This is a genomic window from Candidatus Clostridium stratigraminis (assembly GCF_045310675.1).
Classification (GTDB): domain Bacteria; phylum Bacillota; class Clostridia; order Clostridiales; family Clostridiaceae; genus Clostridium_AT; species Clostridium_AT stratigraminis.
Genome location: NZ_JBJHZZ010000014.1, coordinates 14,574 through 28,044 on the forward strand (window position 1 = coordinate 14,574; position 13,471 = coordinate 28,044).

A 13,471-nucleotide genomic window follows, 5' to 3' on the forward strand; every position below is an offset into this window, starting at 1 on the left:
GATTTTAATAAGAGTGAGTATAACTAACATATTTACATATATTAGAAGTATGAACATTTTATTTTCTTTAATAAAGCTCATATCTTCACCTTACTTTCCTGTTTATTCATTATGTCAAATAAACTAAGGCATTCAATCTGCGACTTTTTTAATATTTCATTATAAGTAATATCCTTTAAAGAAAAAGCAGAATAAAAAACAGTAATATTATAACCTTTATCTTTTAATAATAGTAAATTGTCCTTTAATTCCCTATTAACATTCGTAGTAATTATACCAATCCAGCTTAAAGCAGGTATTTTATTTATATTAGAATTTATAAACATTGAAAAATCATTTTCACCATCACTTTTTTGGGTTAGAAAAAACTCCAATAGCTCATTAAAGTCATTTCTGCTTTTTATTTCAAAAACTCTAGGTAATTTTGTGTTAATAAATAATTTTGTTTTTATACCTCTTAATTGCATATGACTTACTACTGATGCAGAAAGGTCTATTAACTGTTCTTCTTTTATCTCATCTTCTGAAATTAATATGTTTGATTTACTCATATCAAGGAAAATATTGCTTTCCTCTCCAGATACCAAATCTGGATTTTTCACATATAACTCTCCGTGCTTAGCACTTACTTTCCAATTAACCTTTTTTAAATTGTCACCTATGTTATATTTTCTTATTTCTTTTGTACTATATAAATCTTCAATATTGCTTATATTATTTATAGCATTCTTAAAAATATCACTTCCATTTGAGGTAAATTTTGAGATTCCATATACCTTAGGATAGACCTTAATAGGTATGTTTAAGTTAATATTTATCTTTTTCTCAAAAATTGAGAATAAATCACTTACCTTTACACTCATTTCTCCAAAATTATACAATCCTCTTTTGTTAAATTTCACTACGTTTCTAATCCACATACTATCAGCAGGGTTGAGTGAAACTGCATCACCATTGTATTTCACGTTAATTTGCTCAATTGCCTTGTTATTTAATAGAACATAAGGAGCAGGCAAAAAACCATAATTATTTATAATAGTGATAAATTCTTGTTCTTCTCCTGAACTGTATATTTTGTTATTGAACTTGACTTGAATTTTAATATCCTTTTGCTTTATTAAAATATAAATAAAGCCAATTAGAAAGGTTAAGAGAAGCCCATGAAAAATACGATAAGGTAAATTTCCACCTTGAACTAATGCAAAAATATAAGATATTATTAGTAACAAAATAAACTTAATACTTATCTTAAACATTTTACTTCACCTTTGGAAGAGAAACCGTTTTTATAATGTCCCTAATGACTTCCTCACTATCATAGTTATTTGCCCTAGCAAGAGAGGAGACACATACTCTATGGTTTAAAACTAGAAGTGCATTTTCCCTTATATCTTCTGGTATTACATAATCTCTCCCATTAATTAGAGCACTGGCTTGAGAAATTCTTAATAAGGCTATAGATGCTCTTGTGCTGCAGCCTAATGCAAGATATTTATTGTTTCTTGTAGCATCGGCAATATTAGCTATATATTCATTTATTTCATCTTTTACCTTTATATTTCTTGATAAATTCTGAAGTTCTATTATATCCTCAGGCTCTGTTACACTTTGAAGTTCTTCTAGTGGCTCACTATTTCTATAAATTTTTAAAATTTCAGCCTCATCTTTTTTTTCTGGATAACCTATGCTCACCTTAATCATAAACCTGTCTAATTGTGCTTCAGGTAAAACAAAGGTTCCTTCGCTTTCTATTGGATTTTGTGTTGCTAGAACGAAAAATGGCTTATCTAATAGATATGTATAGTTACCTTCTGAAATTTGTTTCTCTTCCATAACCTCTAATAATGCCGACTGAGTTTTAGGTGATGTTCTGTTTATTTCATCTGCTAAAACTATATTAGCAAATATAGGACCGCGTCTAAATTCAAATTCCATATTTCTTTGGTTATATATTGAAATGCCAGTTATATCAGAGGGTAAAAGATCAGGGGTAAATTGAATTCTGCTATAGGATAAATTAACTGATTTTGCTAAGGCCTTAACTAAATTAGTCTTTCCAACCCCTGGAACATCCTCTATTAATATATGGCCGTTTGCTATTATTCCTTTCATTATATTATAAATTTCATATCTTTTACCTATAATAACTTTTTCCATATTATATACAATGTTTTTAATAATTTTTTCACTATCCACTATATACTTTCCTCCTTAGTATAAAATTGTCATAATAATCAAATTATAACATAATAAAACTTGTTTTTACAATAAGTTTCCATTTAATCTACTCTATAAAAAATTATTATGAAAAAGAACTAGATTGTATTAACACTGATTATTAAAAAAAAGACATGTAATGCATGTCTTTTTTTAATAATATCCTTATTATCTCTTTTTTGTTCCTCTTCTAATAACTTCATCAACTTTCTTATAAGTTTCATTAGAAATAAGTTCTTGTCCCACTAATTTATTATTTTCATAAATCTTTTTATATACTCTTACCTTATACCCGATAGATGAAGGTTGATCAAGTACTGTTTCCCCTTCATATAAACTAGGATCATCAATATATTTTGTACTTGGCTGAATTATATCATAAGTTTCACTGACTAAATCATAGGTTCTATTTGTCAAACTTTTGTCTGAGTATATATTAAAAACTAATTTTGTTCCCTCTGCATAGCCTTCGATGTATATTGGGAAATTCAAGGTGTTCTTAAACTTATAGTCTATGTTTCCATAATCAACTGTGGCATCCATACCAAGACCTATATAATGAGATGGCAAAGTATGATGTGACCTTTCTGTGGCATTAATGTTTGCACGTATAACTGCATTATACATTGTGGTTGATACTTGACAAATTCCACCACCTAGTCCGGAATCAAGCTTATTTCCTACTATTACAGGTGCTTCTTTGTAGCCTTTTTGAGCAGTTCTCTCACCTACAACACCATTAAAGCTAAATGTATCTCCTGGCATTAGTACCTTACCATTAATACTTTTAGTAGCTAAAACAATATTTGAAGCTCTATTAGCTGAAGAACCAGAAAAATTAGTACTAAAGCTGGAGATTCTAGTATTTATTTTAGAAAGCTTATCTGCAGTTACTGAGGCTTGTACATCATCTATTTTTGCATTAATTTCAATATCACCAGTAATGTCACCATTTATTTTTTCTAAAATATCTTTTTCTAATTTCTGTGTATCTAATTTTAAACCACCCACATCCTTGGTAACGGAGAACTTCCCTCTGCTTACCATGGATATATTCGAATTGATTGGTGATTTATCAATTTTCTTTTGCATGTCTGCTATAAAGTCCTTAACAGGCTTAGCATCATAATTAAATTTAAGCTTGTACTGCTTAGGCTCATGATCTTTTATTATTTTATACTTTTGAAAAGTTTTTAAATCTTTACCATAGGAAAAAGCTTCATTAACAGCCTCTTCAATTTCATATCTTGCATTTAGCTTTGAATAATCAATAGTATATGTATTATTTTGAGCCTTAATATTAATTTTTTTCTTTAGAACAACATCTCCATATTTTTTCTGTAATATATCTACTGCTGCAGACTTGGTCATGCCGGATAGATCAATATCTTCTATTGACACATCTGGATATATTGAATTTGAATATTTATTTATTGTATTACTTATATTATAAGCTTGTACAGCTGCTGTAGAAGCACCTATTACTACAACTGCAGAAATTATTGTAATAATAATAGATTTTCTTTTCATGTCATCCCTTCTTTCTATGAATTATTATACTATAATTTTCAATTATTTAACAGTATAATTATTTTTTTTGTGTTATTTATAAAATTAAAGTAATGTGATATATTAATTGTGTATTAAAAATTTTATAATTTTAAAAAGATTAAAACAAAGCACTTTATTACTCAATTACCTATCACAAAATTTAAATACAAGGAGGATTTCAGATGTACAACGATGAAAATATTAAAAACTATATGAAAAGTATTTTAACAATTCCAAGCCCTACTGGTAACACAGAAAAAATAATGGACTATATTATAGACGAATTAAACTCGTTAAAAGTTACATATAAACAAACCGTAAAAGGTGCTGTTATCGCTACGATTAAAGGAATGGATGATAGCTATCAAAGAACCTTTTCTGCACATGTTGATACCTTAGGTGCAATGGTTAAATCTATTAAAGCTTCAGGCTCCCTTTCATTAGTTCCAATCGGTGGCTTTATGATGTCTGCTATTGATGGAGAAAATTGTTTAGTCGAAACTCTATCAGGAAATACCTATACTGGTACTATACATACTACAAAACCATCTGTTCATATTAGTGGGCAAGAAGCCTATGATTTAAAAAGAAGTCCTGAAAATATGGAAGTTATACTTGATGAAAAGGTTTTTACAAAAGAAGATGTTGAAAGCTTAGGAATTAATGTAGGTGATTTTATTAGTTTTGATGCTAGGACAACTATAACAGAAAAAGGATTTGTTAAGAGCAGACATTTAGATGACAAGGCAAGTGTAGCTGTACTTCTTTATGCAATAAAATACATAACTGAAAACAAGCTTCAATTACCATATACTACCAATTTTTTTATTAGTAATTATGAAGAAGTAGGTCATGGCGCTTCTGCTGCTATTCCAATAAACACTAAAGAGTTTATTTCAGTTGACATGGGAGCCCCAGGCCTTGATCAAAACTCTTCCGAATATGCTGTATGTATATGTGCCAAGGATTCTTCAGGCCCATACGATTATACAATTAGGAAGAAACTCATTGAAACCTGCAAAAATAATAACATTGATTATAAAATTGACTTATATCCCTATTATGGATCAGATGCCTCAGCAGTACTTAGAGCCGGCTGGGACACAAAAGCAGCTTTAATAGGACCAGGTGTATTCTCCTCTCATGCTTATGAGAGAACACATTTTGATGCTATTTTAAGCACTTTAGATTTGGTTATAAAATATTCATTAGAACAGTAATTAAGAAGCGGTGCAAAAAACTTGCGCCGCTTCTTTAATAAATAAGTAATAACTCATATAGATGCCATTATTAATTATTATTCACTTCTATATTTTCTAATATATCCATTGAAGTCCCAAGCACTTATAAACTTCTTTGCACTTTCATAGCCTGAAACAAAAAGCTTATTGCTCGTATCCTTATTTATACTAAATTGTGTTGCACCTACTCCTAAAGTTGGAATATTTATTATTCTAACTGAATCCTTATCCCTAATATAAACATCCTCGTTTTTATTTACCACAGTTTCTATTAAATCAGTAATATAATTTAAAAATCCAATTTCTATAGCTGAATTTTTCTTCATATCTACTAAATTAAAGCCGAAGGTCGGCCATCTTGGAATCTTGCTGACATCAAAAATCCATACTGGGAAATTACTTAAAAGGCCGCCATCTACTATAAAGCTATATTCTTTTTTATATTTAAGTTTTACAGGCTGAAAAAATAATGGAATACTTATGCTCATTCTAACAGCCTTCCATATTTCAAACTCCATGGGGTCAATATCATATTTTGTTAAGTCATCAGGTAAAATAACAATTTCTTTTTTACTTATATCTGAAGCAATTATTTTTAGTTTAGAATTCCCATTAACCATTACATCTTTGAATCTTGTTTTTTTCTTTGCTTCAAATAGAGAAGCTAGCCACCTACTTATATATTCCCCCTCATATATACCCTTATTTTTAAGTATTGAAATTTCACTTCCAATAAGCGGTATTCTATTATATCCTTTTTTATCCAAGAGCTTGCTGTAATCTAAATCTAGAATAATTCTTTTTAATTCTTCTCCAGTATAGCCTACTGCAAGGAGTGATGCGATAATTGAACCCGCAGAAGTCCCAGCAACTCTAGAAAAATTATATCCCCTCTCCTCTAGGCAGCACACAGCCCCTACGAAGGCAATGCCTTTCACTCCACCACCTTCAAAAACTCCATCAATATTCAATAAATTCCTCCCAAAGTAGTAATATAATAAATAATATTTGAACATAAATTTATTTATACCAAAACATTTTTTAATTATAGTTTATATTTACAACAATGCATTAATAATTATTTGTTATCAATAACAAGTATTATATAATATTATAATATAGCAAATGATTTAATTTTCCTGTTTCGGGAATGATAAATATAGAAAAATTAAAACATGCTGAATTTACTTTACTTGAAAGAAGGTAGTATATATGGATTTATCTTGTATTATGGTTATCTTTGGTGGTACAGGAGACCTAACTCATCGGAAATTATTACCGGCAATATATAACTTAATTCGTAGCAAAAAACTTCCAGATAACTTTGCTATTGTCTCCATTGGTCGTAGAGAAATTGAAAATGAAGTTTATATACAAGAAGCCTTAGCTTCTATTAAAAGATTCTCTAGATTTAAAAAAATTGATGAAAATCTGTGGAATAATATTGCAAAAAGATTGCATTATAAAAAGCTTGAATTCCATGATAGTAATGGATACGATGAATTAAACATTTTTTTAGAAGGCTTGGATAAGGCCTATAATACGAAAGGAAATAGAATTTTTTACTTAGCTGTTTCGCCTGAATACTTCCATGTAATAACAGAAGAGTTATATGTTCATCAATTAGTTACTAATAGTAATTCCTGGCAGAGATTAATAATTGAAAAACCTTTCGGCAGAGATTTAGCTTCAGCTAGACGTCTTAATCAAACTATTTCTAAGGTTTTTGGTGAAGGCAATACCTATAGAATAGATCATTATTTAGGAAAAGAAATGATTCAAAACCTCATGGTATTAAGATTTGCAAATTCAATATTTGAACCACTGTGGAATAACAGATATATTGATAACATACAGATTAATTCCTGCGAAACTGTTGGAGTAGAAAATCGAGGAGGCTATTATGATGAAGCTGGAGCACTAAAGGATATGGTTCAAAATCATATGCTTCAACTGCTAACACTCACAGCTATGGAGCCTCCAATGGATTTAACCTCTAATTCTATTAGGGATGAAAAGGTAAAAGTTTTACGTTCCCTAGAAGAAATGACACCCCATAAAATTAAAACTAATATTATTAGAGCGCAATACGGTGAAGGCTTTAATGGCAAAACTAGACTAAAAGCATATTTAACTGAAGATAAAGTTTCAAAAGTTTCACAAACCGAAACTTATGTTGCCTTAAAACTCCATGTAGAAAATTTTAGATGGGCAGGTGTGCCTTTCTATATAAGAACTGGAAAAAGACTTGCTGCCAAATCCACTGAAATAATAGTTCAGTTTAAATCTGTTCCAAAAATTTTATATTCAAAAGAACATGAAAACCTAAATTCAAATGTTTTAGTTATTAAAGTGCAGCCTACAGAAGGAATATATTTTAAATTCAATACAAAAATGCCAGGAACAGAAAATGCTATAATTCCAGTTCAAATGGATTTTTGTCAGAGCTGTCAATTTGAAAGCAACACTCCTGAAGCATATGAAAAATTGCTATTTGAAGTAATGAATGGCGATAATACACTCTTTACTAGCTGGGATGAGGTTGAATACTCATGGAAGTTTGTGGATACCATAGCTTCTATATGGAATACTGAAAATAATAAATTGCCAAATTATAATGCCGGAAGTTACGGTCCAATCGAGGCAAATGAACTTATAAAAAGGGATAATAAATATTGGATAAACCTTTAAAATTAATGTATTTATTAAAGCTGGGTATCCCCATATCTGGCTTTAATAGTTATAATATATATATAATAACTGCTGCTAAAAGAAGGTTATAAATTGACTAAAGGAAAATTAAAGCTTACAAAAGTAAAAAGAAAAAGATTAATTATTACATATTCAATACTCGTTTTATTATTTTATGGGACTTTTAGGAAGGCTTTTATACTAATATTCTTTCTTCAAAAAAATTAAAAACTATTGCAAATTAATAATGAACAAGTTATCTTAAAATAGACGCTAAACGTGGAAATATTTTAGATAGAAACAATCATGAATTAGAAGTAAGTGCAGATGTGTATAGAGTAGGCCTAAATTTAACCACCCTTCGTCATAAACTACTCAGTGTTGATCACTAAAAGGAGGAACTTTATTGAAAATAACCTTTTGTATCTACAATGAACAGAGAAACGATGTCATTCCATTATTAAAAAGTAAATATGCTAAATTAGAAATATCAACAGCTAAATGCATATATTGCTGTGGAGAATGCGCAGAAAAGCCTATAGCTAGAATCAAAGACCAGTTGTTTGTAGCTGACAATGCTGAGAAATTGATAGATGAAATAAATAAGTTTATTGAAAAGCAATAGAAATGGACACTCTCATAATTTAAATTATTATAAAAACTAACTCGATATAAATTTATTGAAATGAGCATGGTTGAGAACTATAACTTCTTTCAACCATGCTCATAAAGCCTCGTTTGTATATTTCAGAGATTTTTATAGTAAGTTCCTATTTAGCTAAATTTCTTTGTCTTTTTCAGTTAAAACCTCGTTCATGCTTCCTGTTCTATATCCCAGCATGTCCAATGTTACATATTTAAAACCCAATCTTTGAAGCTCTATACCTACCTTATCCATTATATTAAAATCAAAAAACTTTTCTCTTTCTGAAGACGCTACCTCAATTCTGGCAATATCCCCATGATGCCTTACTCGAAGCTGCTTAAAGCCCATATCCATTAACAGTTGTTCTGCTTTTTCAACCATACTTAATTTTTCCACTGTAATTTCATTACCATATGGAAACCTTGAAGATAGGCAAGCAAAGGAAGGCTTATTCCAGGTTGGTATCTCTAATATCTTTGAAAGTTCTCTTATATCATTTTTTGTAAGCTCTGCAGCTTTAAGCGGACTAACAACAGAAAGCTCTTTAGCAGCCTTCATGCCTGGCCTAAAATCTCCTATATCATCAAAATTTGAACCATCAAGTACATGTTTTATTCCATTTTCCTTAGCAACTTCCCATACCTTTGTAAATAATTCTTTCTTACAGAAGTAGCATCTATTTACTGGGTTTTTAGAAAAACCTTCTATTTCAAGTTCTTCTGAAACAATAACTATATGTTTTGCACCAAACTGCTTAACAAATTTTCTAGCTTCATTAAATTCTCTCTCAGGATAGGTAGAAGATTTTGCAGTTACAGCAATTACATTATCAGAAAGAACATCCCTAGCAACCTTTAGTAAAAAAGTACTGTCCACTCCCCCAGAATAAGCGATAGCTGCACTACCCAGCTCTTTTAAAATATCTTTAAGTTTATCAAATTTTTGTTCTAAATTCATATTTTCTCCTTTCAGTGGTCACACTGGGTAGTTTGCTTACGGATTCCATCCGTAGCCTACCCGTACACTGGGTAGGCTAGCATACGGATTCCATCCGTAGCCTACCCGTAGAAGTCCATTTAGGACTTCTACCTCATAATTTACATTTCATATATTTCCATATTGTTTATAGCGGCATCAACGAGCTTTTCAATATCAAGTACTTCTTCAGCTTTCCTCATCTTATCCAGCTCAGGTCTAGTTTTAGGGTGTTTAGGCACAAATATTGTACAGCAATCCTCATAAGGTAATATTGAAGTTTCATAAGTTCCTATCTTCCTTGAAACCTCCATAATGTCTACCTTATCCATAGCAATTAATGGTCTAAAAACAGGTCTATCTGCTAAATCTGTACTCACAACCAGACCTTCCATAGTTTGACTAGCTACCTGCCCTATGCTTTCTCCTGTTGTTACTGAGTTAATATTAAGCTTATCAGCAAGCTTGCAGGCAATTCTCATCATAAATCTTCTCATTATTATTGTAAGTTCATCTTCCCTGCATTTATCTATTATTGACATTTGAATATCTGTAAACGGAACAACATACAGCTTTGTGCTTCCTGTATAATTACTTAAAATTGCAGCTAGCTGTTTAACCTTTTCTTTTGCTCTTTCACTTGTATATGGGTGACTGTGATAGTATACGCAGCTAAGTTCAACGCCTCTTCTAGCCATCATATATCCTGCAACAGGTGAATCTATTCCCCCAGAAAGCATAAGCATAGTGCTTCCATTCATACCATAAGGCAGTCCTCCAACAGCTTTAATCTTCTTTGAATACACATATGCTCTCTGTCTTATTTCTATATTTATAGTGAATTCAGGATCTTTTACCTTTACTTTTAAATCAGGAATACTTTTAAGAATATACGCCCCTACTTCTCTACTTACATCCATGGAATTCATAGGAAAGGTTTTATTTGCTCTATTTGTCTCAACTTTAAAATTCATGGGCTTCAGGTCTTTTATTTCCGCTAAGGCCTGTCTTTTTATTTCATCCATAGAAGCTTCTATTTCTGTAACAATACAAACTTCTGATATACCGAAAACTTTTGTAACCTTATCTACTATTTCTTCTAATTCCTCAGAATAAATAAACCATCTTCCTAAGTCTTCCACAAATTCGTAATCAATGGCCTCTAGAACCTTTTTAATATTGTTCTTTAGTTTTTTTTCAAATTTATTTCTATTTAAACCTTTTAAAAATATTTCAGGTGCAGATTTAACTAAAAGTAATCTTCTCATTTGCCTCTTCTCCTTAAAAAAATTAAAGACTTCTTAAGTATGTCTATAGTATAATCTATCTCTTCTTTTGTATTTAATTCATTAAAACTGAATCTGATGTTTCCTTTTATTTGTTTATCCATTAAGCCAATAGCTTTCAAAACATGACTATCCTTTGTATTCTTAGAATGACAAGCAGATCCCATGGAAACATAGATATTTCCCTCCTCTAATAGATGAAGAAGTACCTCTGCTCTTATTCCTAAAAAGGATACACTAAGGACATATGGTGAAAAATCCTCACTTATTGAACTGTTAATCCTTATATTCTCAATTTCCATAAGTCTATTAATAAAATATTCTTTAAGCATTGAAACATTTTTGAAGTTTTTATGATTTTCTCTATATATAATTTCTGCTGCCTTTGCAAAACCAACCATACCAGCCAAGTTTTCAGTCCCCGACCTGAAGTTTTTTTCTTGACCACCACCAAATATCAAAGGTTTTGGTACTAATCCTTTTCTTACATAAGCTATTCCCACGCCTCTAGGCCCATGTATTTTATGACCGCTAGCTGATAATAAATCTATTTTTGCCTTTTGAACATCTATTTTATACTTTCCATAACTTTGAACTGCATCCACGTGAAATTTTATTCTGCTGCTTTTTTCTTTAATCAGTTTTCCTATTTCTTCAATATTTTGAACAGTTCCAATTTCATTATTTACATGCATTATACTTACAATTTGTGTATCTTTATTAATAGACTTATTGAGCATTTCTAAATCAATTATCCCATTATTATCCACATCAAGATATGTGACTTTAATTCCAGAACTCTCCAGGTCTTTACATATAGTTAAAACACTAGGATGTTCAATTTTAGTAGTTATTATTTCATTTCCTTCTTTTATAAAGCCTCTTATTAAAAAGTTATTACTTTCACTTCCTCCAGAAGTAAATATAATTTCATCCCTAGTGCAATTTAAAGTTTTTGAAACAATATCTTTGCATTCATTCATCTTATTTTCTGCTTTTAGCCCTAATTTATGTGCAGAGGATGGATTACCATAAAAGTTTTCCATTGCATCGACCATAGCCTTTATAACCTCACCATATGGTTTAGTTGTAGCACTATTATCAAAATAAACCTCCATAAAATCACTTCCTATTTTTCAATTTTCTTTTGTTTCTTCTTATAAAAGCTAGCATAACAAAGAAATCCTATCCAAAGTATAACTCCAGATAAGCTTACCAATTGTGCTACTCTTAATGGCCCAAGCATTAAGCTATCAGTTCTTAAGCCTTCTATAAAAAATCTTCCTATAGAGTAGAGCCCAACATAAGCAAAAAACAATAAGCCATCAGTTTTAACTTTTCTTATAAAATATATTAATATGATAAATACTATCACATTCCATATAGATTCATATAAAAATGTTGGGTGATAGTAAGCCCCGTCAATAAACATTCCCTTTTGAATAAATAGAGGAAAATGTTTTATAAAGCTTGCGCTTACTTCTCCTCCATGTGCCTCTTGATTGAAAAAGTTTCCCCAGCGTCCTAAAGCCTGAGCAATTATAATTGAAGGCGCAGCTGCATCAGCATATTTTAAAAAAGGTATTTTCTTTCTCCTTGTATATATGTAGGCTGCAATTACTGCAAAAATCACTCCTCCATGTATGGCTAGGCCCCCCTGTCTGATATCAATAATCTCAGATGGGTTTTTACTGTAGTAACCCAAATTAAATAAGACATAGTAAAGCCTTGCACCCACAATTGCTGATGGCAAAGCAATAAGTACAATATCCATCATATTATCATAACTTATTTTCTTAACTTTACAAGTATATGATGTAAGCAAAATACCAATAATCATTCCTAAAGCTATTAATATTCCATACCACCTAATTGGAAAACCAAACAAATTAAATGCAATTGGATTCATTATTTTCCTCCTTTTAGTCGGAACACTGAGTAGTTAAAGACTACTCGCTCCCGCTCGTAAAACTACTCGTTAAAGCCCATTTAGGGCTTTAACCTCCTTTTAGTCGGAACACCGGGTAGTTTAGGATTACTCACTCTCGTTCGCAAACTACCCGTTAAAGTCCATTTAGGACTTTGGCTGCGCCCACTGGGTAGTTTAAAATTGCTCGTTGCCACTCGCAAACTACCCGTTAAAGTCCATTTAGGACTTTAACCTCCTCAACTAAATTTTTAAATAAACAAAATTGCTGCCAATATATTTTCTCACATTTAAGCTAAAAAATAAATAACCACAGAAAATTTCTGTGGAAATTAAGAACTAATCTACTTCTAATTTCTTTCTTGTTTCCAATGTAATAAAAAGTTTGGTTGTATTATTCCAAAACAACACACCATAAGACTGTACTAATCTATATAATACGTCTGCATAAATTACTCCTGAGAAAACATCTAAAATCACGTGCTGTTTTATAAAAAGAGTTGAAATTATAATTAAAACAGAACTTGACCCAATAATAACTAAATTTATTTTGTTTCTTGCGGAACTTGTCATCATTGCCTTTATCATTAAATAGCTAGTTAATACATGAATACTCGGAAAACAGTTATATGGTTTATCTGCCCTGTAAATACTTTGTATTATTTTAGATAAAATGTCACTTCCTATTACTTCTGGTCTAGGCACGGTAGTTTGAAAAAAATAAAAGGTTATATAGGAAGCAATCAGCCCTAATAAATAGGCAGTTATGGTTATATAATAAGTTTTCCTATCCTTATAGCATAAATATGCCATAATAATAAATATAAAAGCATACCATGCAACATAAGGCAGAATAAATACTTTTAGAAAAGGAATGCTGTTATCAATATTTGTAACCAAGATGTGTGCACCCCTCTTAGAAGTGTTTAATAGAAGA

Annotated in this window: 12 protein-coding genes; 3 read left to right on the forward strand and 9 right to left on the reverse strand. The window is 30.7% G+C overall.

Going from position 1 to position 13,471, the window contains the following annotated elements; all coding sequences use genetic code 11:
• Positions 1–77: 77 nt before the first annotated feature.
• The 3 genes from ACJDUG_RS14780 to ACJDUG_RS14790 form a co-directional block, all read right to left on the reverse strand.
• Positions 78–1,256 (reverse strand): DUF58 domain-containing protein, encoded by a 1,179-nt coding sequence (locus ACJDUG_RS14780; protein WP_406770645.1) that lies wholly within the window; start codon positions 1,254–1,256, stop codon positions 78–80.
• Between the two features lies 1 nt (position 1,257).
• Entirely contained in the window at positions 1,258–2,199 is a 942-nt protein-coding gene (locus tag ACJDUG_RS14785; RefSeq protein ID WP_406770696.1) for an AAA family ATPase, read from the reverse strand.
• Between the two features lie 186 nt (positions 2,200–2,385).
• Positions 2,386–3,747, reverse strand: coding sequence for a VanW family protein (locus tag ACJDUG_RS14790; protein WP_406770646.1), 1,362 nt, complete (start codon positions 3,745–3,747; stop codon positions 2,386–2,388).
• Positions 3,748–3,950: 203 nt separating this feature from the next.
• Here ACJDUG_RS14790 and ACJDUG_RS14795 point away from each other — a divergent pair, with 203 nt between their 5' ends.
• A complete protein-coding gene (locus ACJDUG_RS14795) occupies positions 3,951–4,988 on the forward strand; it encodes a M42 family metallopeptidase (protein ID WP_406770647.1) in 1,038 nt (345 codons plus the stop codon).
• Between the two features lie 77 nt (positions 4,989–5,065).
• Here the strand turns inward: ACJDUG_RS14795 and ACJDUG_RS14800 are convergent, their stop codons facing one another.
• The gene (locus ACJDUG_RS14800; protein ID WP_406770648.1) at positions 5,066–5,980 is read right to left on the reverse strand and encodes a patatin-like phospholipase family protein; all 915 of its coding nucleotides are present in this window, start codon (positions 5,978–5,980) and stop codon (positions 5,066–5,068) included.
• A gap of 241 nt (positions 5,981–6,221) precedes the next feature.
• Between ACJDUG_RS14800 and zwf the strand changes: the two genes are divergently transcribed.
• Together zwf and ACJDUG_RS14810 are read left to right on the forward strand one after the other, a co-directional pair.
• Positions 6,222–7,700 (forward strand): glucose-6-phosphate dehydrogenase, encoded by a 1,479-nt coding sequence (zwf, locus tag ACJDUG_RS14805; RefSeq protein ID WP_406770649.1) that lies wholly within the window; start codon positions 6,222–6,224, stop codon positions 7,698–7,700.
• A 406-nt stretch (positions 7,701–8,106) separates the two neighbouring features.
• Positions 8,107–8,325, forward strand: coding sequence for a DUF1450 domain-containing protein (locus tag ACJDUG_RS14810; RefSeq protein ID WP_406770650.1), 219 nt, complete (start codon positions 8,107–8,109; stop codon positions 8,323–8,325).
• A gap of 153 nt (positions 8,326–8,478) precedes the next feature.
• Here the strand turns inward: ACJDUG_RS14810 and larE are convergent, their stop codons facing one another.
• From larE to ACJDUG_RS14835, 5 genes are all read right to left on the reverse strand, one after another.
• A complete protein-coding gene (gene larE / locus ACJDUG_RS14815; protein ID WP_406770651.1) occupies positions 8,479–9,303 on the reverse strand; it encodes an ATP-dependent sacrificial sulfur transferase LarE in 825 nt (274 codons plus the stop codon).
• Between the two features lie 140 nt (positions 9,304–9,443).
• Complete coding sequence (gene thiI / locus ACJDUG_RS14820) at positions 9,444–10,589, reverse strand: tRNA uracil 4-sulfurtransferase ThiI (RefSeq protein ID WP_406770652.1); 1,146 nt, start codon at positions 10,587–10,589, stop codon at positions 9,444–9,446.
• The gene (locus ACJDUG_RS14825) at positions 10,586–11,725 is read right to left on the reverse strand and encodes a cysteine desulfurase family protein (RefSeq protein WP_406770653.1); all 1,140 of its coding nucleotides are present in this window, start codon (positions 11,723–11,725) and stop codon (positions 10,586–10,588) included. The genes thiI and ACJDUG_RS14825 overlap by 4 nt, the downstream gene beginning before the upstream one ends.
• An 11-nt stretch (positions 11,726–11,736) precedes the next feature.
• Entirely contained in the window at positions 11,737–12,516 is a 780-nt protein-coding gene (gene lgt / locus ACJDUG_RS14830; RefSeq protein WP_406770654.1) for a prolipoprotein diacylglyceryl transferase, read from the reverse strand.
• A 357-nt stretch (positions 12,517–12,873) separates the two neighbouring features.
• Positions 12,874–13,434, reverse strand: a complete 561-nt coding sequence (locus ACJDUG_RS14835; protein ID WP_406770655.1) for a phosphatase PAP2 family protein — start codon at positions 13,432–13,434, stop codon at positions 12,874–12,876.
• Between the last annotated feature and the right edge of the window lie 37 nt (positions 13,435–13,471).